18 protein-coding genes and 1 riboswitch are annotated in these 20,167 nt (G+C 29.8%); of the genes, 7 read left to right on the top strand and 11 right to left on the bottom strand.

What is annotated here, in order from left to right; genetic code table 11:
* Positions 1–65: 65 nt before the first annotated feature.
* Complete coding sequence (locus WY13_RS22235; protein ID WP_347459497.1) at positions 66–1,037, bottom strand: ABC transporter permease; 972 nt, start codon at positions 1,035–1,037, stop codon at positions 66–68.
* A gap of 203 nt (positions 1,038–1,240) precedes the next feature.
* Here WY13_RS22235 and WY13_RS16710 point away from each other — a divergent pair, with 203 nt between their 5' ends.
* Together WY13_RS16710 and cls are read left to right on the top strand one after the other, a co-directional pair.
* Positions 1,241–1,627 carry a hypothetical protein gene (locus WY13_RS16710; RefSeq protein ID WP_063556717.1) on the top strand — a complete coding sequence of 129 codons (387 nt, stop codon included), beginning with the start codon at positions 1,241–1,243 and terminating at the stop codon, positions 1,625–1,627.
* Between the two features lie 63 nt (positions 1,628–1,690).
* On the top strand, positions 1,691–3,214 hold the full coding sequence (cls, locus tag WY13_RS16705) for a cardiolipin synthase (RefSeq protein ID WP_063556716.1): 1,524 nt from the start codon (positions 1,691–1,693) through the stop codon (positions 3,212–3,214).
* 10 nt (positions 3,215–3,224) lie between these two features.
* Here the strand turns inward: cls and WY13_RS16700 are convergent, their stop codons facing one another.
* The 3 genes from WY13_RS16700 to WY13_RS16690 all read right to left on the bottom strand — a co-directional run bounded on the left by WY13_RS16700 (position 3,225) and on the right by WY13_RS16690 (position 6,282).
* Complete coding sequence (locus WY13_RS16700) at positions 3,225–4,586, bottom strand: Na+/H+ antiporter NhaC family protein (RefSeq protein ID WP_063556715.1); 1,362 nt, start codon at positions 4,584–4,586, stop codon at positions 3,225–3,227.
* A gap of 279 nt (positions 4,587–4,865) precedes the next feature.
* Positions 4,866–5,054: a hypothetical protein gene (locus WY13_RS16695; RefSeq protein WP_063556714.1), complete on the bottom strand. Its 189-nt coding sequence runs from the start codon at positions 5,052–5,054 to the stop codon at positions 4,866–4,868.
* Between the two features lie 46 nt (positions 5,055–5,100).
* The gene (locus WY13_RS16690) at positions 5,101–6,282 is read right to left on the bottom strand and encodes an MFS transporter (RefSeq protein WP_063556713.1); all 1,182 of its coding nucleotides are present in this window, start codon (positions 6,280–6,282) and stop codon (positions 5,101–5,103) included.
* Positions 6,283–6,440: 158 nt separating this feature from the next.
* Between WY13_RS16690 and WY13_RS16685 the strand changes: the two genes are divergently transcribed.
* Positions 6,441–7,226: a PLP-dependent aminotransferase family protein gene (locus WY13_RS16685; protein ID WP_347459495.1), complete on the top strand. Its 786-nt coding sequence runs from the start codon at positions 6,441–6,443 to the stop codon at positions 7,224–7,226.
* A 126-nt stretch (positions 7,227–7,352) separates the two neighbouring features.
* Here the strand turns inward: WY13_RS16685 and WY13_RS16680 are convergent, their stop codons facing one another.
* Positions 7,353–8,723 carry a sensor histidine kinase gene (locus WY13_RS16680; RefSeq protein ID WP_063556712.1) on the bottom strand — a complete coding sequence of 457 codons (1,371 nt, stop codon included), beginning with the start codon at positions 8,721–8,723 and terminating at the stop codon, positions 7,353–7,355.
* Between the two features lie 2 nt (positions 8,724–8,725).
* Positions 8,726–9,406 carry a response regulator transcription factor gene (locus WY13_RS16675; protein ID WP_063556711.1) on the bottom strand — a complete coding sequence of 227 codons (681 nt, stop codon included), beginning with the start codon at positions 9,404–9,406 and terminating at the stop codon, positions 8,726–8,728.
* 271 nt (positions 9,407–9,677) lie between these two features.
* Here WY13_RS16675 and WY13_RS16670 point away from each other — a divergent pair, with 271 nt between their 5' ends.
* Positions 9,678–10,166, top strand: a complete 489-nt coding sequence (locus tag WY13_RS16670) for a DUF6803 family protein (protein ID WP_063556710.1) — start codon at positions 9,678–9,680, stop codon at positions 10,164–10,166.
* A gap of 84 nt (positions 10,167–10,250) precedes the next feature.
* Here WY13_RS16670 and WY13_RS16665 read toward each other — a convergent pair whose 3' ends face one another.
* The 5 genes from WY13_RS16665 to WY13_RS16645 form a co-directional block, all read right to left on the bottom strand.
* The gene (locus WY13_RS16665) at positions 10,251–10,988 is read right to left on the bottom strand and encodes an ABC transporter ATP-binding protein (RefSeq protein ID WP_063556745.1); all 738 of its coding nucleotides are present in this window, start codon (positions 10,986–10,988) and stop codon (positions 10,251–10,253) included.
* Complete coding sequence (locus WY13_RS16660) at positions 10,969–11,973, bottom strand: ABC transporter substrate-binding protein (protein ID WP_063556709.1); 1,005 nt, start codon at positions 11,971–11,973, stop codon at positions 10,969–10,971. The genes WY13_RS16665 and WY13_RS16660 overlap by 20 nt, the downstream gene beginning before the upstream one ends.
* A gap of 11 nt (positions 11,974–11,984) precedes the next feature.
* Positions 11,985–12,737: an ABC transporter permease gene (locus WY13_RS16655; protein WP_063556708.1), complete on the bottom strand. Its 753-nt coding sequence runs from the start codon at positions 12,735–12,737 to the stop codon at positions 11,985–11,987.
* A 17-nt stretch (positions 12,738–12,754) separates the two neighbouring features.
* Positions 12,755–13,489, bottom strand: coding sequence for a TatD family hydrolase (locus WY13_RS16650; protein WP_063556707.1), 735 nt, complete (start codon positions 13,487–13,489; stop codon positions 12,755–12,757).
* Positions 13,490–13,552: 63 nt separating this feature from the next.
* A riboswitch (TPP riboswitch) is annotated at positions 13,553–13,654 on the bottom strand.
* 58 nt (positions 13,655–13,712) lie between these two features.
* On the bottom strand, positions 13,713–15,563 hold the full coding sequence (locus WY13_RS16645; RefSeq protein WP_063556706.1) for an LTA synthase family protein: 1,851 nt from the start codon (positions 15,561–15,563) through the stop codon (positions 13,713–13,715).
* Between the two features lie 179 nt (positions 15,564–15,742).
* Between WY13_RS16645 and WY13_RS16640 the strand changes: the two genes are divergently transcribed.
* The 3 genes from WY13_RS16640 to WY13_RS16630 all read left to right on the top strand — a co-directional run bounded on the left by WY13_RS16640 (position 15,743) and on the right by WY13_RS16630 (position 20,163).
* Positions 15,743–16,297 (top strand): hypothetical protein, encoded by a 555-nt coding sequence (locus tag WY13_RS16640; RefSeq protein ID WP_063556705.1) that lies wholly within the window; start codon positions 15,743–15,745, stop codon positions 16,295–16,297.
* Between the two features lie 3 nt (positions 16,298–16,300).
* Complete coding sequence (gene rlmD, locus WY13_RS16635; RefSeq protein ID WP_063556704.1) at positions 16,301–17,653, top strand: 23S rRNA (uracil(1939)-C(5))-methyltransferase RlmD; 1,353 nt, start codon at positions 16,301–16,303, stop codon at positions 17,651–17,653.
* Between the two features lie 293 nt (positions 17,654–17,946).
* Complete coding sequence (locus WY13_RS16630; RefSeq protein ID WP_063556703.1) at positions 17,947–20,163, top strand: cell wall-binding repeat-containing protein; 2,217 nt, start codon at positions 17,947–17,949, stop codon at positions 20,161–20,163.
* The last annotated feature ends 4 nt before the right edge of the window (positions 20,164–20,167 follow it).

Below are 20,167 nucleotides of genomic sequence, written 5' to 3'. Positions count from 1 at the left end.
TTATTTATAACTTGATGCCCTTCTGAATAGGAAAAACATACATTTTCAAAATCTATCCTCCCTCTTTACATAAAATTTACAGATACTTCATTAAGCTCTATGTCATCCTCCTCATCCAATACTTCAAAAATTCTAACTGCTGAAGCTTTAGATCTAGCAAATACATTGAATATAGCAGATATCATCATAATAGAAAAAAGTATTTGTGTCATATAATTAGTAAAAGCAATTATTTGTCCTACTTGAATGCTTCCTGCCTCTACATACTTTCCACCAATCCACAAAACACATATTATTCCTATATTTATAATCAAATTTCTTCCTGGAGAAAATAAAGACATGATACGCATTGCAGTTGTAGTTAATTTTCCTAAATTTTCATTTGCAATTTTAAATTTTTCACTTTCATAATTAAATCTGTTAAATGCCTTTACCACCCTTACTCCGGACAAATATTCCCTCATAACAGAATTTATTTTATCAAGTGATACTTGAACCTTCATAAAATAGGGATATCCTATTTTCATATTTAAGAATATAAGTAAAACTATAATTGGTATTATAATAAACAAAATCACTGCTAAATGTAAATTCAGTTTGGACGCCATAATAATACTTCCAATACAAACAATAGGAGCCTTCACAAATATCCTCATAAGTCCATTGACAAAATTTTGAACTTGAGTTACATCATTGGTAAGACGTGTTATAAGTGAACTACTTTTAAATTTATCAATACTGTTAAAGGAAAAGCTTTGAATTCTTTTAAATAAATCTTCCCTTAAATCCTTACTAAATTTTTGAGAAACACTTCCAGATAATATATTACGTCCTGATGCACCTAGCGCACCTAATCCAGTAATTGTCAGCATTATAAATCCATGCTTAACTATATAATCCATATTCTTATTTGCTACACCTATATCTACTATTTTTGACATTATAGTAGGCTGCATCAAATCACACATTGCTTCCACAGCAAGACAAAATATAGCAAGACAAAAACCCTTCCAGTATTTATGTATATATTTTTTCATATATTTCAATGGACACACTCCCAAAATTTTATCTTATTTATTGATAATATTACTTTTTAATTGCAATTTCAATTATGAACGTAAAATTAATTAAGCTTCTTACCTAATGCAAAAATTTCGATTATACTGTATAATTATCTAGAAGTTAAATAGAATATTATGTAAACCTATGAATATAAATCTAATTTAAAGAGGCGATTACTTTGAAAAATTTTTTAAATAAACTTTCCTATTATTTTAGAGAAAGTTATGGCATTGATAAACTTTCTACCCACCTTTATATTGGCGGAATTGTTCTATCTTTATTTAGACGTACAGCTACACTAGGGTTTGTATTTTTCATATACAGTACCTGGAGGTGCCTTTCAAGAAATAAATACAGAAGATACAAGGAACTTGAGGCTTATGAAAATTTCATTTCACCTGTAGCTAAAAAGTTTAGTGGATTTACCTACTCTATGAACAATCATAAACAATATAAAATATTTAAGTGTCCAAACTGCTCCCAAAAATTAAGAGTTCCTAGACACAAAGGGAAAATAACCATAACATGTAAAAATTGTGGTACTTCTTTTAAAAGGAAATCATAACCTTTTTCATTAACATAGTTTATGATAAAATAGAATAAAAACTTGAAAAGTAGGTGCTGCTATTTGGGTGAAAGAAGAATATTTGTGGCAGTTTTTAAATTTGTAATTTTAATATTTTGGACAATGTTTCAATTTGTAGCTATTGCACTAGTTTTCAATTCATTTAATATATCCTTAATATATTACTTTATCTTTTTTGAAATCATAAGTGTCATTTTCGTAATTCATTTAAACTATAAGGATAAAAATACTTCTTATAAAATCAGCTGGATAGTTCTAATTCTTCTCATTCCAGTAGTAGGATCACTTATTTATATTTTTTCGATGATTGGAATAAAACGTAATTTTAATAAGATAAACAAAATAGAATTGGATAAAGACGTATTTCCAAAAGAAGACCAAGATATGCTTTCTTCTTTTAAAAAGGAAAATAAAATAAGATACAATGAAACAAGACTTATAAAAAATATTAGCAACTATGGATGCTATATAAATACAAAAGTTGATTACTTCTCTTCGGGTGAAGACATGTATAAAAAACTTTTAGAAGAATTGAAAAATGCCAAAAAATTTATTTTTTTAGAGTACTTCATAATCTCAAAAAGTAAAATGTGGGATGAAATTTTTGAAATCTTAAAAGAAAAATCTAAAAGTGGTGTAGAAGTTAGAGTCCTAGTAGACTATGTAGGTTCTCTGGTTGTTTTACCAAAGAACTTTAAAAAATCCCTTAAAACAAATAATATAAAGCTAAAAATATTTAATCCTTTTAAAATAATCTTAAATTTTATGTTAAATTATAGAGATCATAGAAAGATAACTGTAATTGACGGAAAAGTTGCCTTTACTGGTGGCATTAATATAGGTGATGAATATATAAATGAATACAAAAAATATGGCTACTGGAAGGACATGGCTGTATGCTTAAAAGGAGAAGCAGTTTATAGTTTTACAATTATGTTCTTAAGAATGTGGCAATCAATATCAAAAAAGAAAGAGGACTTTTCAAAATATAAGACTTCATGCAAACTAGAAAAAAGTCAGGGTATTGTAATGCCTTATAACAGTGGGCCCATAAAACCTGACGGCGCAGCAGAATACGTGTATTTAAACATTATAAACAGTGCTAAAAATTACATTTATATTACTACCCCCTACTTGGTAATAGGCTATGAAATGACACTAGCACTTTGCCTCGCAGCAAAAAGGGGAGTAGATGTGAGAATAATAACACCTTTTATTCCAGATAAAAAAATCGTACAGATCCTCACTAGATCTCATTACGACAACTTATTAGATTCAGGAGTAAAAATATACGAATATACACCAGGATTTATCCATGGAAAAACTTTTGTATCTGATGGGGAATGTGCAGTAGTTGGAACTATAAACTTAGATTACAGAAGTTTATATTTGCATTTTGAATGTGCAACCTACCTGTACAATGTCCCCATAATAGATAATATTTACAAAGATTTTTTAAGAACTATAGAAGTATCAAAAAAGATAAACAAAGATGTATGGGAAAAAAGAAGTCTTTCAAAAAAAATTGTAGAATCAATTTTGAGAATGTTTGCTCCATTGGTATAGATAATTTATGTTATCCTGCTTTTTTGACTTTGCAGATGCATGTTGCAAGTATAGTGACAATTGGCAAAGTGTAACACAACAAAGCATAGGGTGCATACTTAATGGTAGAAATACCTGTAACTGCTAAAATTAATAAGGAATTCACATTCCACGGAACTAATGGAGCAATAACAGTTCCAGTATCAGATATTGTTCTAGCTAATATCTTATTTTCCACACCTAATTCCTCGTACTTGTGTCTCAAAAGTTGTCCAGGTAATATTATACCAACAGTTTGATCACAAGCTATTGTGGACATTCCACTTATAGCACAAGTCTTTATAACCAATTCTTCCTTTGATTTTATAGTTGAAATTACTTTATCCACTATAGGTTCTATAAGTCCTGTTCCTTGAAAAATACTATTTAACGAAATAGCTCCTCCCATTATCAATAAGACCTCAACCATAGAAGTTATTCCACCACCAGTTAATACCTTATTCAAATACTCATATTTTGTATTTCCCACATAACCCGTAGTTATTTCCATGACAACACCCCAAATGCTAGTATTTTGTACTACCATAGATAAAATCACACTAGCAGCTAGTCCAATTGAAAGTGAGTTAACTATTTTTACACCTAAAAAAGACACTATAAAAATTACTGCAGGTATTAGTAAAAAGAGTGGTGAAATTACAAAACTCTTTTTAATGGCGGTAGTATATCTATTTATATTTGAAGAATTAGAACCCAAACTATACCTTTGTCCAATGTAAAAATATACAGAGCCAGCTATTAAATATGCAGGAAATAATATCTTAACCATAGATGACAACATATTTTTATAGGATGTTTTAACAGTGGTTAAGGTAAGATTTACAAGTCCTGAAATCGGAGACATTTTATCTGCTAAAAATGCACCTGAAACAATTACTCCTAAAATAATATAATCTGGAATTCCAAAAGCCTTTGCTAACCCTAAGCTTGCAATTCCAATAGTACTTATAGTTGCAAAAGCAGATCCTATAAATACTGCTACACCAGACGTAAGTATAAAAATCGTAAATAAAATATTCATGTGCTGCATATATTTAAAGCCATAGTACATTATTGTAGGTATAACTCCAGACGAAAACCATACAGGGATTAAAGCCCCTATCAATAAAATTAAAGTAAGTAATTGTCTGCAATCAAGAAGGCTATTCTTTATCATAACTAATAACTCCGTAACACTAAATCCACTTTTTATAAAAATACAGGTTGAAAAAATTATACTTATAGTAAATGCGTAAAATAATGATGCCTTAAAAACTATAGAGCTGAGTATGGCCATAAATGTAAAAATTAAAACGATGTACCTATGCCTTTCCTGGATGTTCTTATTGCACATAATATGCCTCCAAAACAATTAATAATTATCCCAACTTTTTTAGTTAATAGTTAATGTGGATTTTTTGCGATAGCTAAAAATCATCCCTCACTGTCAATTATCCAATATCAACTGTCAACTCGAAAGTCTTCGCTTCGCATTATTTTTTTACTAATAAAGTTGAGTAAATATTTAAAAAACTCCCACATTTTATATTATATTATCTTTGTTAAAAAAGTCTAGTAATTTTTATAAAAAATAGAAGGTCACAATAACCTTCTATGAGATAATTCTATATAGTTATCTTTCAAATTTATTAAGCAATTTTTCTAGTTCCCGTGCTTGCAAGGCAGATTCTTCTGCAAATTTTTTAAACACCTGATTTATTTCTTTATCCTCTATTTTACCAGAATACTCCTGGTAATCTCTAACACTCTCCTGCTCATCAAGAAGTTTTTGTTTTATCATATCTTCAACTGTTAATTTCATTCTTATCTCTCCTTTCTACCAATAGTTTTTGTTACATAAAAAAGTTTTATTCATTATTAATATGTTTATATGTTACAAAAATAAAGATTGAAATAAAAATAAAAAATATTACCCATAGTAACTGATAGCTTATTTTAGCAATGACAAAGCCACTAAAAGCACTTCCCAACCCACCACCACAAAATAGACCAAATCCAATTAATCCTGAAGGTAACCCTTTAGAATCAGATGCCACATCAAAAGCCATAGTAGCCAATGTAGATTGAACAAAAATATATCCAATACCCAAACTGATAGTGGCGACTAAACCCATTTGCCAGCAGTGAAAATTTATTAAAAACAGAGCCGTCATTAGTGCAAATACTTCACCCAATATGATCACATTTTTAGGTCCTATTTTTACATTTAACTTTCCCATGATAGAACCCGCACCAAGGCAAGCAAATCCATAAAACATTACAATTATTCCACATTGCATATAATTTAACTTTAAAGCATAGTGAAAATAGGCACCTAAATAACTATACAAACCCAAAAATAAAAAACCAGCTATAAATGCCATAGGAAAAATTATTTTCCCATTTGGTGTTAAAGTAACACGTTTAACTTCAGTAAAAAACTTTTCATCTATAGGAACAATATTATCTTTAGGTATAGTAAACAAAAGAAATACCGTGCATATTGCAGCTGCCACAAAAAAAATAAATAGTACACGCCAGCTAAAATATTTAGCTAATGTTCCACCTAATCCAGCGCTAAAACCTTGTCCTAGGAAAACAATCCCCATAAATTTTCCAACATATTTTGATCGCTTTGAAACTGGAACAGTATCTCCAATCAAAGCTAAAGATACAGCTATAATACCTGCAGCAAAAAATCCTGTTACTGTCCTCCATATGCTCAGTACAAATAAAGAACTAGCAAATGCACATCCACAAGTTCCTAAAGCAAATCCACATATAATCAACTTAAGTATTCTAGCTTTACTGTAACAATCACTGAAATATCCATAAACAGGCTGCATTATTCCATAGGGTATCATGTATAATGTCAATATAATACCAGTCTTGGGGATTGATGCATTAAATTCTGAAGCTATAGCTGGAAGTATTGGAGACACAAACCAATTATCAGCAGCAGAAATAAATCCTCCAATTCCTAAAATTACAATTAATATATCATATTTTAAGCTTACTTGTTCTTCATTTTTACAAATTAAATGCTTCATATTTTATATCTCCTTATATAGTATAATTAAAGTATAGGAAATATATATTTTCTATACAATGCCAAAAATACTAATGTGGCCTAGTACAGATTTATAGGAAGTAGGTAGTTTTATGAAGTATGACGTTATTTACACATATATAAAAGAACAAATATTTAATAGAATCTTTAAAACTTAATAATGTAAATATTATAGGTATAAACAGAACTGCAAAAGGAATAAACTTTTATGAACTTGAAAATATATTTAAACACAAAGATATAAAATTTTTTTATATTATCCCGCGTTTTCACAATCCTACAGGATTTTCATATTCAAATAGTGAAAAAAAACAAATATTAAAACTTTGTCAAAAATATAATGTATATATAGTTGAAGATGATTATTTAGCTGACTTGGATATTGAAAAAAAGTCTGATCCAATATATGCTTTAGATTCTTACTCAAAAGTTATATATGTAAAAACCTATTCTAAAGTATTACTGCCTGGATTAAGAATTTCTGCAATTGTACTTCCAAAAGAGATACTAAAAACTTTTGGCAAATATAAAAAATGGAATGATTTAAGCACATCTGTACTGTCACAGGGAGCTTTAGAAATTTATATAAAAAGTGGTATGTTTGACATACATACAAAAAAACTTAGAGAGGTATATTCTAAAAGAATGATCTGTCTTAGTAAATGCGTAAAAACTTGTTACAACTCTAATATAATTTGGCACGTTCCCACTTCAGGTTTTTTTGCCAGTTTTGAGGTCGTTAACAATACACATATAGACTATATGATTAATGGGTTAAAATTAAAAAACATTCTTCTCACCGATCCAAATATATTTTATTTAAATACTAATACACCAAAAAAATTAGTAAGACTAAGTGTTAGTAGAACTAATACCATTGAAATTGAAAAAGGCATAAACAAAATTTGCACTATGATTAAGTAGAAAGCTTACTTATAATAGCCATATTTTTACAATCATGAAGTTCCTTTAAATATTTTGTGTATAAGTCTTACATATTAGTATATAAATTACAGGGATTCTAAGGTTGCAGCTTAAAATCCCTGTAATTTATTTTACTCTATTAAAATTTAAAATAAAGCAGGTACCCTTGCCTTCTTCACTTTTTACATCAATGCTTGCAGAATGGAGAATCAATATCTTTTTCACAATAGTTAGTCCTATACCACTGCCTTTAATTTCATTTCTACTTTTATCTCCTCTATAAAGTCTTTCAAAAATAAATGGCAAATCTTCTTTTTTTATACCTATTCCACTGTCTTTTATACTTACAATTACATGTTGTCTGTCAAAGCTTAAATTAACAGCTATCTTGCCTCCAGGTAAAGTAAACTTAACAGAATTTGATAAAATATTAATAAATACCTGTTTAAGTTTATCCGTATCTCCTGATATCAAATATTTTTCGCCCACAGCAGCATTAAATATCAAATCAATTCCTTTACTTTTAGCTTGTAACTTTATTTCTTCACATATGTTATAAATCAATTCCTCTAAAGGTATTTTTTCAAAATTTAATATTACTTCTTTACTTTCAAATTCTTTTAAAATATCTAGATTATCTATAAGTCCTCCAAATCGTATAACCTCATCATTCAAGGCATTAAGCCTATCTGTAGTTGCTGGAAATATGCCATCTATCATTGCTTCTAAATTATTTTGCAGTATATTTAAAGGAGTTCTTAATTCATGGGATATATCAGAAACCAGCCTTTTTCTAATATCATCCTGATACTTTAGCTTTTCTCTAAGAATATCAATGCTATTAATAAGATTTTTTATTTCAAGTACACTACTATTAAATTCTAGCTTAGCTTCATAATCACCTCTGGATAAATTTACAGATGCTTCTGAAACCTTTTTTATAGGATATGACAACTGCTCTGAAAACAAAACGCTTAAAAATATAGAAATGCATATTGCAATTAATACACTCACAATCATATTCCTATTTATTGAATTTTTAAAATTTATGTCTTGCTCTGATAAAAATATTGGTTGGTATTGGCCTATAGATATATACCCTACTACTTTATTGTCATATTTAATTGAAAATGTATTTGTCTTATATTCACCAGCACTATTTACGTCTTGTTTACTAAACATCGGCATATTTTTTAATTCATCAGGTTTCATCCCCCATACCTCTCTTTTATTTTCATCAAATAATGTTAAACAATAATTACTCATATATCCTTCATGCTGCATCTCTACACCTGAATTTTTCGTCCATTTCTTATCCCTCTTATAAATTTGCTGAAAATAATCCACAATTCGCTGATTCCTTTTGATTTGGTTATCTGCTATATATTTATTAAAGGTATTGTCCACTGCATGATTTACAAAAAATGTAGACAATACTACAGTTATAATAGTGCAGAGTACTAGAACTAAACTTAACCTTTTTCTTATACTTTGCATTTCTATTCACCACCAAATTTGTAACCTAATTTTATTACAGTTATAATATACTTTGGAAATCGCGTATCCCTTTCTATTTTTTTTCTAATATTTTTTATATGCACATCTATAGTTCTATCGGAACCTTCAAAATCAATACCAAATACCTGTTCAATCAACTGCTCACGACTTAAAACCCTGCCTTTATTTTTAGCAAGAACGTATAAAATATTAAACTCATTAGGTGTCATAGGTATTTCTTCTCCCTTTAGCTTCACACATCTTTTGTCATGGTTTATTACTAATAATCCATCTCTAGAAATAATTTCAGATTCTTCAGCAGAAGATAGCCTTCTAAATAGTGCATTTACTCTAGCTGTAAGTTCCCTTGGACTGCAAGGTTTAGTTAAGTATTCATCTGCCCCCATATTTAAGCCTTGCAATTTATCTGATAAAGTTACTTTAGCTGTCAGCATAAATATATGTACATTAGATATTCTTCTAATTGTACTACATACCTCTTCGCCGTCAATATCCGGAAGCATTAGGTCAAGTATTACTAATTTAAATTCAATTTTATTAAATAATTTTATTCCTTCAAGACCAGTGGTAGTGCAATAAACCTTATATCCTTCTCTTTCAAGATAGGCTTTTATAACATCTGATACTTTTATTTCATCCTCAATAACTAAAATAGTATTCATAACATACCTCCAATATTATTTCATAAACAGAGTTCTAAACATATTCTAATACTTCTATATACTCATATTTATTAGATTTTGTCGTTACTATATGTCTTCTTATTCTATATTATCAAAAAATTATGTTGAATTTATAAAGATGATTTAAATATCTCCATAATATCTACATATTTTCTTGATATATTGTACAGGAAGATGTGATTACAGTTCAGTTTATTTGAACTTAAGAAATCATAGTTTATCAATAAAACATTTTAGGAGGTAATTAATTATGAACATGACACATTACATGTCACTACTTGCAGCCAATCAACCTTGGAATTTAATAATTTTTATGGCCATACCTGTGATATGTGCGGAGACTCTAACAATTACAGAATTTTTTATAATTTTCAATAAAATACAAAGCGGTGGTATTAAAACTTTAAATAAAATCGTTGGTATTTTTGACGGATTTTACTTTACCGGTATATTTATCTACCTATTATTTAATGCTGTGATACCTTTAACTAACACTGGAGGATGGCATACATGGGTTGATGTGGTAGCAGTTGGTTTTTACTTAAGCGGCGTTGTATTTCTTTTACCTATAGCATTGATGGAACTTAATATAATATTTAAGAATAAAACTCCAGAATCAAAAATGAAGATTCATTTTATTCTTGTAGGGGGATTTCTTGTAGTAGCCCATGTGGCAATGATTTTTGGCATGGTAAATCCTGAAATTATAAGCAGTATGCCATCCATGCACAATATGTAGCTTATAATTTAAAGAACACAATTCAACTTTTTAAGTAAAAATAGACTTATACTCCGTATAAGTCTATTTTTACTATTATTCTTTTTAAAGAAATTTTAGAATATCTGCTTTCATTTCTAAAAGTTTTTCAGAAAATATTCTGTTCTTCTTGTTCTCACTTTCAAAATCTACGTTAATTTCTTTTTTAATCATTCCAGGTTTAGAGGACAGTACATATATTCTATCGGAGAGCAAAATTGCTTCTTCTATATCATGAGTTACAAAGAGTATGCTTCTTTTCAATTCTTGCTTCATATCAAGAATCCATCTTTGCATTTTACCTCTAGTTATAGAATCCAGTGCACCAAAGGGTTCATCAAGTAACATTATTTCCTCAGAAGATAGAAAAGTTCTTAAAAAACTTGCTCTCTGTCTCATGCCTCCTGAAAGTTCATAGGGATATTTCTTTTCATAGCCTTTAAGACCAACTATTTCAATATACTTAACTGCCCTTTCTCTCGATTCTCTTTTATTACTACCTCTTATATCAAGTGGAAGCACTACATTTTCCATTACAGTTTTCCAGGGCAAAAGCAAATCCTTCTGCTGCATATACCCTAGATCCCCTTTTACTGAAACCTCTCCACTATCTTCTTTAATAATACCAGTTATTATATTAAACAAAGTACTCTTTCCGCATCCACTTGGCCCTAAAATAGAAACGAATTCTCCCTTTTTTAAGTTAATGGATATATCTTTTAGTATAAGATTTTCCTCAAAACTTCTACTCACATTTTTAACTTTTATAATGGAATCATCCTGTTTATTTTGGTAAAAATTCATTTGTGAAAGCATCGCTTGTTTTTAGCTCCTTTTTAATTAACCCTTTACTTTGCAAAAACTTAGCATATCTACTCCATACATCAGATTTCATTACACCCCACCTAGGTGCATCTGCTATGTACTGTTTTGCCATATACTTCTGACTTTCTACAGCCAATTTCTTATCTATTTCTGGTGCATATTTGACAAGTATTTTTGCACTTTCATCAGGATTTTTTATAGCATATTCATATCCCTTTGCTGTAGCTTTTAAAAATTTTCTAACTTTATCTGGATTTTGACTAATATTTTTATTACTAGTTATTAAAATAGGAGTGTAGTAATCAAGTGCAGGATCTAAATCTTTGACAGGTATAAAATTTAAGTCCACACCTTTTAATTTTGCTTCAACTCCAGTCCATCCTTGGTAGATCCATGCAAAATCAACATTTTTCTTCGTAGATGCAAAGAAATCATCAGTTCCCATATTCACAATTTTAAGCTTACTGAAATCTGCTCCATTTTTCTCCATAACAGCTTTGATTACAGCTTCTTCTGAAGGGGAACCCCATCCTCCATAAACTTTTCCTTCAAAATCCTTTACACTTTTTATATTTTTGCTTTTAGGTGACGCAAAACCTGAAGTGTTATGCTGTATTATTGCCGCGATGGATTTTATAGGAAGTGGATCCTTGTTTGTAACTGCATAGGTTACATCTTCCTGATAGCTTACGCCAAAATCTCCTTTGCCTGCAGCTACAAGATTTGTCACATTACCTTGTGAAGGTTGAACTATCTTCACATCCAGTCCTTCCTCTTTATAATATCCTTTATCTAGTGCTACATATAATCCTGTATGATCTGTATTTGGAGTCCAATCAAGTATTACCGTAGTTTTATCTAAAGAAGCAGCTGCCTGTTTCTTTTCAGATGTTCCACATCCCCCAAATAACAAACTTATAACAAATATAGTTACCGTCAAAAATATAATTTTACTTTTTTTCATATTCGTCTCCTCTATTTCCAATGTATTATTTTTTTACCTATAAAATCTATAATGTAGATTATTATAATGCTTACAATAACAATGACTAAAATTGAAGCAAAAACCTTGTCCAATTGATAGGCATTTTTTGCCCTTACCATGTATACCCCAATGCCATTATCTCCTCCAAGCCATTCACCTATAATCGCAGACATTATCATATAAGTTGCTGCTATTTTTAAGCCTGAAAAAAAATTCACCATAGCATAGGGAAGCTTTAAGTGATAAAATGTCTGTAATCTTGAGGCTTTCATAGTGCTAAATAAATTTATATAATCCCTGTCTACTTTCTCAAATCCATCTACGAGGCTTACAACTATCGGGAAAAAGCATACCATTACCACTACTATTATTTTAGGAAGTACCCCAAATCCAAACCATATTATAAACAAAGGTGCAATTGCTATAGTTGGAATAGTTTGAGATATTAGTAAAATAGGATATATTGACTTTCTCACAATTTCAAAACTATCCATTATTACAGCTAATATAAAGGAAAATATTATAGATATAAAAAAACCTATAAAAGACTCGTACAATGTGGTTTCCGTATTTTCCATTATATTTTGAAAATCTGATACAAGAGTTTTTAAAATATCCAGCGGAGAAGGAATAATATACTGAGGAACGTGGGCAAAGTTTATTGTTAACTGCCATATAAGTACAACTATTACTATTGTAGCTATAGGATATATTTTACTTTGAATGTTTTTTGCTTTTTCCATATATAAGCACCTTCAGTCTATAATTTTAATTTATTAAAATTGTCATAAATTTTTTCTCTAACTTCTTCAAACTGGAGATTCTTTATTAAAGAAATTTTTCTTACAATATTTATAACTTCGGATGGATATCCATATTTCTTATTTACCCATTCAAGTGAAGTAGGGCCATCAGTTTCTGTTAAAATTCTACCTAGAGGAATAATTTTTACTATATCATCTGTAAGTTTAGAATATCCTATATCAACACTTATTGTAAAATAGCACCCATACTCCAAAAGCTTTTTTAGTATGTTCAAATCTCCACTATACCAATGAATTATAGGTGTTCTTAAATCATATTTCTTTATATAATCCAATACCTCCTTTTCTGCTCCTTTAGTATGAATGTTTGTTATTTTGTCATATTCCCTAGCCTTACCTAAAAAGTATTCAAATACTAGATTCATATAAGGATATTTTTCTTTCTCCAAAACCCAATAGTAGTCAAGTCCTATTTCTCCAATAATTTTACATTCCTTTACATAATCATCGAACTTATCTAAATCCTTGTAGTTTTTATGTGCCTCCCACGGATGTATTCCAAGACATGGAGTTATATTTTTATTATCTTTACTTAATTTTTTTGTAAATATATAACTCTCTAAATCCATAGAACATCCCAAGGTTTTGATATTGCTGTGATTTATACTATCAATTGCATTACTTAAATTGTCTTTATAAAAATCCATATGATTATGCGCATCTACAAACATTTTATTCTCTCCCTATACTTTAACAAAAATAAAAAGCACTATTATAAAAACAGTGCTTTGAATCCAATATTAAAGCAGCTTTCCTACGTCGGCGTTACCCGAATCAGGTTCGAAGGGTTAAAGTTTTCACTTTTCTCAGCACAAATGGCACCCCTGGCACTATAAATAATTTTAGATTAATTACATTTTTATACTAACACTTATCCAAATAAATGTAAATATATTATTTGTTCTTGTCCAAATTTAGTTTTTTAATTAAATTATGTCTCAAAATATAATCTGAATAACCAAGCTGATTCAATATGTAATCTTCTTCTTTTTCAAGTTTATCACTTTTAGAAATTTTATTTCCCGTATTTACATCATAATAAATATCATCTTGTGAAGAATAATAGCAATCTTTATCTATAAAAGAACCATTCCTAAATATAACTCTTTCGCTCTCAGGATTAAAGAGGTCTTTACCAAGCATGTCTTCTTCCTTAAGTTTAAATAAATTGCATACCGTAGGATATATGTCCATCTGACCTCCATAAACATGGTTTACCCCTTTAACAGATTCATCAGGGAAATGAATAAACATAGGAACCTTTTGAAGCTTTTCCCACTCTAAATCAGATTTGGAACTCGTCTTTAAAAAGCTAAAAAGCTGATCTTGTTTATCTTTAGGTATTGCATAATGATCTCCATATAGTACAACTATTGAATTTTTCAAAGTACCATTTTTGTCTAATTCATCTAAAAACATTCCAAGCTGTTCATCCGTGTAATGTATTGCCTTTATGTAATTTCCAATAAGACTTCCTTCATAATCTCCTACATCAAAATCTCCATATTTATTTACCTCATCATAAGGAAAATGACTTGTTAGAGTTATTAAGAAAGCATAATACGGACTTTTCATATCTTTTAGCTTGTCTATGGATTGGCTGAGAAAAGACCTATCGCTTAAACCAAGTCCTATAGACTCATTTTGTTTATAACTTTTTTCACCATAAAAAGTATCAAAACCAAACTTTTTATACATTATATTTCTATTCCAAAAACTTTCCCTAAATCCGTGTAGAGCTGCAGTGTAATAACCTTTACTCTTAAAATTTTTTGGCATTGCATTGTATTCATTGCCAGAGTAAAGCAAATAAGCTGCACCTGCCGAAGCAGGATAAAGTGAATTGTTTGTCATAAATTCTGCATCAGAAGTTCCTCCAGCTGCCACCTGATAGTAAAAATTATCAAAGTACTCCGAACGTCTTATCCATCTATTTAAATTGGGGGTTATCTCTTTTCCATTTATAGAAGAATTTATAACAAATCCTTGAAGTGCCTCTACCTGTATCATTATCAAGTTTTTACCTTGTCCGATTCCATTTAAATTTTCATGACTGGACTTGCTTTTATCTATAAAATACTCTATAGCCTGAACTTTATCCTTAGACACAGGAGTTAGTCTATTTATATTGGCAGAAGCACAATTATAAATATCCAGGCAATGATAATTTACTGTACCCAATTTTTTGGCTATATATACTTTATTATACATAGTTGTAAGAAGTCTGGGTTGTTCCTTTGATAAAGCATAAAAGCTTTTGAAATCAATAAGAATACCTACTAAAATGAATGCTAAAAACATAGATACTCTAACTTTTGTAGAAATTTTTCTATTGTGGCCTGCCAAATATCTATTTATGAAGGGAATTACAAATATAATATCAAAAAGATATAAAAAATCTTTAAAGTCCAGTAGATTAGCCACACTAGATTTTACTGCATTTAATTGAAGTCCACTTATCAGAACAGATACAGATATAATATCTTTAAAATATTTATAATAAATCAGATCACTGACTATGAATATACTTATAATACAATTACATATATACAAAAATCTAGCACGACCCCTTGTTTTAAAAATACAGGCAATAGATACCAATATCATCACTGAAGCTAAAGCTGGAATAAATAAACTTTTAAATGAACTTATATGGTTTCCATATACTAGTATTTTAAACATTACTACAGTTACAAAAAAAATTACATCTATAAAATTTATAAAAAAAGACTTAATTTTATCCATACTACTTTCCCCCTATAGACATTTGTAATCCTAAAATTGATGAAGCTAATATGTATAATTATAAAACAATATGTTAACAAAATGAAAGTATTTTTTCGTACCTATTTACATAAATGCCATAGTGTAGCATAATATATTTATTATGAAGAAGTCAAAAGAATTAGGAGGTTGTATATTTAATGGGAGAAAAAGAAGATAACATAGAAGATAATATAGGAGAACTCTCAGTAAATGAAGAAGACAAAAAACAATTTTTGGAAGAACTTAAAAATAAAAATTTAGAAGAAGAGAAAAAACTTGAAGAGCTTAAAAATAAAAAATTAGAAGAACAAAAAAAGCTTGAAGAAGAGAAAGCAAGACTTGAAGAAGAACAAAAAAAGAAGGAATTAGAGGAACAAAATAAACAAGTAGAACATATTAATGAAGAAGTTCCAAATAAAATTGAACCTAGTAAGGATAAGTCAAGTGAGAAAAAGGGAACTCTGATGCGAAATTTCAAAATTTCTTTCATAGACACAGCTGTGTCAGCTGTAGTTTCAATAGCAGCTTTATATTTATTTGACTTGATATTAAGGCTCATATTTGGATACTATGTGTCGGATATGAAGGGAGTATTTATTATACTATTTGTAGTAATACTAATTCTATATCCTATTATAATGAAAAGTTCCAGATTAAATAAAACATTAGGTGAAAAGTTCGCCAAAACGACATCCATAGAAAGGAAAGATTAAAAGTTGAAAAAAGGCAGCGAATATGAATTTTTCATAGAAGAACTACAATTTCCAGCTATAGGAATAGCAAAAAAAGATGATATGGACGTACTTATAAAAAATACTGTTCCAGGTCAAAAGGTAAAAGCCAGAATTACAAAGAAAACAAAACACTATTTAGAAGCGAAAGTTACAGAAATACTTGAAAATGTAAATTATGCAGTAGATCCTTTTTGTCCTCATTTTAATTTATGTGGTGGATGTACCTCTCAGTTTATACCTTATAGCAAGCAATTAGAACTAAAAGAAAAACAAGTCTTAGATCTATTTGAAAAGGCATCCATCTGTGACTTTGAGTTTCTAGGCATAGAAAAAAGTCCTGAAAAAATAAGGTATAGGAATAAAATGGAATTTTCCTTTGGTGATGAACAAAGGGGAGGACAACTCACCCTTGGAATGCATATAAAGGGAAGATCTTTCGGCGTTGTAAATGTAGATAATTGCAGCCTAGTAGATGCAGATTTTACACTTATTTTAGATAAAGTTGTGACTTATTTCAGAGAAAAAAATTTACCATATTACAAAATAAAAAACCACGAGGGATATCTAAGAAATTTAGTATTGAGAAAAGGTAGAAATACTGGAGAAATACTTATAAACATTGTGACAACTTCTCAAATACAATTTGATTTAGATGGGTTTAATAAATTATTGCAAGGTCTCAACTATAAAGGCACTTTAGTTGGGATACTTCATACTGTAAACGACAATCTATCAGACATGGTAAAAGCAGATAACGTAGAAATTCTATATGGTAGAGATTATATTATGGAAGAAATTTTAGGATTGAAGTTTAAAATATCTCCTGAGTCTTTCTTTCAGACCAATTCAAGAGGTACGGAAAAACTATATGCTATAATTAAAGATTTTCTTGGAGATGCTTCCTCAAAAACAGTTTTTGACTTGTACTGCGGTACGGGAACTATAGGTCAAGTTTTAGCTTCTAGTGTAAATAAAGTAATAGGAGTAGAACTTATAGAAAAGGCTGTTGCTTCTGCAAATGAAAATGCCAAGTTAAATAATATAAAAAACTGTAGGTTCACAGCCGGAGATGTAAAGGATGTTTTAAATACTTTAGAGGATAAACCAGACATAATAATACTTGATCCACCAAGGCCAGGAGTTCATCCTAAAGCATTAAAATATGTAATTGATTTTAATGCGCCTGAAATAATTTACGTATCCTGTAATCCTAAAACTTTAGTTCAAGATTTAAATGTATTAATTAATGCAGGTTACAATGTAGATAAAGTAAAACTTATGGATATGTTTCCTCACACTCCCCACGTCGAAACCGTGGTTAAACTAAACAAATAAAATCAATTGCCACCATTAAAAGTGATGGCAATTGATTTTTTTTTTACTCCAATAAACTACTTAACAGCAATTATAAACTTCAGGCATCCTACAATGATACTGAATGACGTGACGAATAATGTCCACCTATCGGCAGTTAAGGCTTAGTATTACATTATTAGCATTTTTGGTTACTTATTAAAATTAACGGTACTAATGTTGTTATTGTTGATAATATAATAATATAATGATATCATTTATATGGACTTCAGTTATGTTTTCTAGTAAAGATCTAACTAAATCGGAGGAAATTTATGTTATCAAAAAAAGTTATAACTACTTTAATAATTTCTACAGCATTAATATTTTCAAAAACTACTGTAATCAATGCTCAGTCTCAAAGTCCAACTATAACAAGATTATCTGGCCCGAACAGATACTCAACTAATATGAAAATAGCTGACTATGGCTGGAGCGATCATTCTGATTATGCAATTATTGTTTCAGGTGAAAATTTTCCAGATGCAATTTGTGCAGCACCTTTAAGTGCCAAGTACAATGCACCTTTATTAATGACAGATGGAAACACTTTAAGTCCTGAAATACAAAATAAATTGACAAGCCTAGGTGTTAAAAATATATTTTTAATTGGTGGAACAAGTGCCGTTTCTAGTGAAATAGAGACCGAACTGACCCAAAAAAACTTGAATGTAAAAAGATTAGGTGGAGCTACGAGAATTGAAACTTCCATTGAAATTGCAAAGGAAGTTGGAGGTAATCAGCTATTTGTTGTTTCATCAGAAAGTTTTGCAGATGCATTATCCATTTCATCCTATGCTTCAAGTAAAGCTGAACCTATCGTTTTAACTCCTAAAAGTGGTGTCCCTGATGTACTTAAGGACTATGTAAATACCTTAAAGCCTTCAAAAACCTATGTGATTGGTGGACAAGGTGTTATTCCTGACGATACCGCTTCTTACTTTGGTGATTATGAAAGGCTAAGTGGTCAAACCAGGTATGATACAAATGCAAATGTAATTAAAGAATTTTATGATCTTTCAAAAGCACAAAAAATATATGTAGCAGCAGGAATAAATTATCCAGATGGACTATCTATTTCTCCCCTAGCTGCCAAAAATGATTCGCCCGTAGTACTCGTAAATGACAATATGTCTTCTGACCAGATTAGAATGGTTAGGAGCAACAAGGCTACACTAAAAGAGTGTGTAGTTGTAGGTGGAGAAGATGTTACTCCAGACTATCTAATAAATAGATTTTTTACAGATTCAGAAGACATTACACCTGATGACTTTATTAACTCCTACAATGAACAAGCTTCTTCTGATGAACTAGCTGCTTTTAAGAACATAGCTTTAGGTATTTCATTATATCCTAACGATTATAATTTAAAGACAGCCTTTGACAGTGATGCATACCATTTGCTAGATACTGCAGTAAACATTCATAATCAGGGAAATTATGATTCAGCTTTAAATATTTATAATTATTTACTTCAGTTGCCAGTTCCTGAAAATATTAAAATTAATGCTACTGTATACAAAAATGTTGCAGCATCAAAAAATCCTATAATAAGCAAATATGTCTACAAAGAAAGTTCTAAAGCTATAGTTCAAAATGCTATTGAAGAATACAGCAAACTTAACTTTAATTTTGATAATCCAATTACATATAAAGCTATGTCGGATTATTTAGATTTCTTTACAAGTGATCATTTTAATAAATCTGATATATTAAGTTTTGATGACAATGGAATTCCAATAGTAACCTATAGAGAATTTGGATCTCAGTATAATTATGTGACAATATGCCAATATGCACTTTATCTGCATACAAAATATTTGCATGGAGATACATCTGTATTAAGTCAATTTATAAAGTGTACCGATTTTCTTCTTGATCACATGGATAGTGATGGAAGTTTTAGATACAAGTTTCCCTATTACTCCTATGAATCTCTTGGAACTAATTGGACTTCAAGTATGGCTCAAGGTGAATCATTAAATGTTTTTTCTCGTGCTTACGAAATAACTCACGACCACAAATATATTGATGCCGGTAACAAGGCTTTCAACTATTTGATAACGCCAATAAGTCAGGGGGGCGTTATGGACACCCTTGGCAGCCTAGACCCTAGATTTAAAAGTGATATATTCTTTCAAGAGTATGTGAACACAACACCTACTTATACATTAAATGGATATATGTTTACATTACTAGGTATATATGATTGGGATCAACTTTCAAAAACAGTATCTGACATAAGCGGTGATCAAACAAGTTATTATTTCAATGAAGGGATTAAAACCTTGAAAATAGTATTACCTTACTATGACATAGGTGGTTTCACCAGTTATGATTTAAGCCATCTAATGACATCTAGGGATGCTAATCCTGCTTTAGATTATCACAAGGTTCATATAGATTTACTAGAAGCAATTTACTCTATAACAGGTGACAATTACTTTATGGATATTAGAAATCAATGGGTTGATTATATAAAACATAATTGATACT

The organism is Clostridium ljungdahlii (genome assembly GCF_001636845.1).
Lineage (GTDB): Bacteria > Bacillota > Clostridia > Clostridiales > Clostridiaceae > Clostridium_B > Clostridium_B ljungdahlii_A.
The sequence above is the reverse complement of the archived record's forward strand: the minus strand, read 5'-3'. Positions and strand labels throughout refer to the sequence as shown.

Bases quoted from the DNA above. Each gene is read 5' to 3' on its own strand.
- WY13_RS16630 (WP_063556703.1), top strand. From the start codon at position 17,947: ATGTTATCAAAAAAAGTTATAACTACTTTAATAATTTCTACAGCATTA.
- WY13_RS16680 (WP_063556712.1), bottom strand. From the start codon at position 8,723: ATGCAAAGTATAAGAAAAAGGTTAAGTTTAGTTCTAGTACTCTGCACT.
- WY13_RS16675 (WP_063556711.1), bottom strand. From the start codon at position 9,406: ATGAATACTATTTTAGTTATTGAGGATGAAATAAAAGTATCAGATGTT.
- WY13_RS16665 (WP_063556745.1), bottom strand. From the start codon at position 10,988: ATGAATTTTTACCAAAATAAACAGGATGATTCCATTATAAAAGTTAAA.
- WY13_RS16660 (WP_063556709.1), bottom strand. From the start codon at position 11,973: ATGAAAAAAAGTAAAATTATATTTTTGACGGTAACTATATTTGTTATA.
- WY13_RS16640 (WP_063556705.1), top strand. From the start codon at position 15,743: ATGGGAGAAAAAGAAGATAACATAGAAGATAATATAGGAGAACTCTCA.
- WY13_RS16700 (WP_063556715.1), bottom strand. From the start codon at position 4,586: ATGTGCAATAAGAACATCCAGGAAAGGCATAGGTACATCGTTTTAATT.
- WY13_RS16695 (WP_063556714.1), bottom strand. From the start codon at position 5,054: ATGAAATTAACAGTTGAAGATATGATAAAACAAAAACTTCTTGATGAG.
- WY13_RS16655 (WP_063556708.1), bottom strand. From the start codon at position 12,737: ATGGAAAAAGCAAAAAACATTCAAAGTAAAATATATCCTATAGCTACA.
- WY13_RS16690 (WP_063556713.1), bottom strand. From the start codon at position 6,282: ATGAAGCATTTAATTTGTAAAAATGAAGAACAAGTAAGCTTAAAATAT.
- WY13_RS16650 (WP_063556707.1), bottom strand. From the start codon at position 13,489: ATGTTTGTAGATGCGCATAATCATATGGATTTTTATAAAGACAATTTA.
- WY13_RS16670 (WP_063556710.1), top strand. From the start codon at position 9,678: ATGAACATGACACATTACATGTCACTACTTGCAGCCAATCAACCTTGG.
- WY13_RS22235 (WP_347459497.1), bottom strand. From the start codon at position 1,037: ATGAAAAAATATATACATAAATACTGGAAGGGTTTTTGTCTTGCTATA.
- WY13_RS16645 (WP_063556706.1), bottom strand. From the start codon at position 15,563: ATGGATAAAATTAAGTCTTTTTTTATAAATTTTATAGATGTAATTTTT.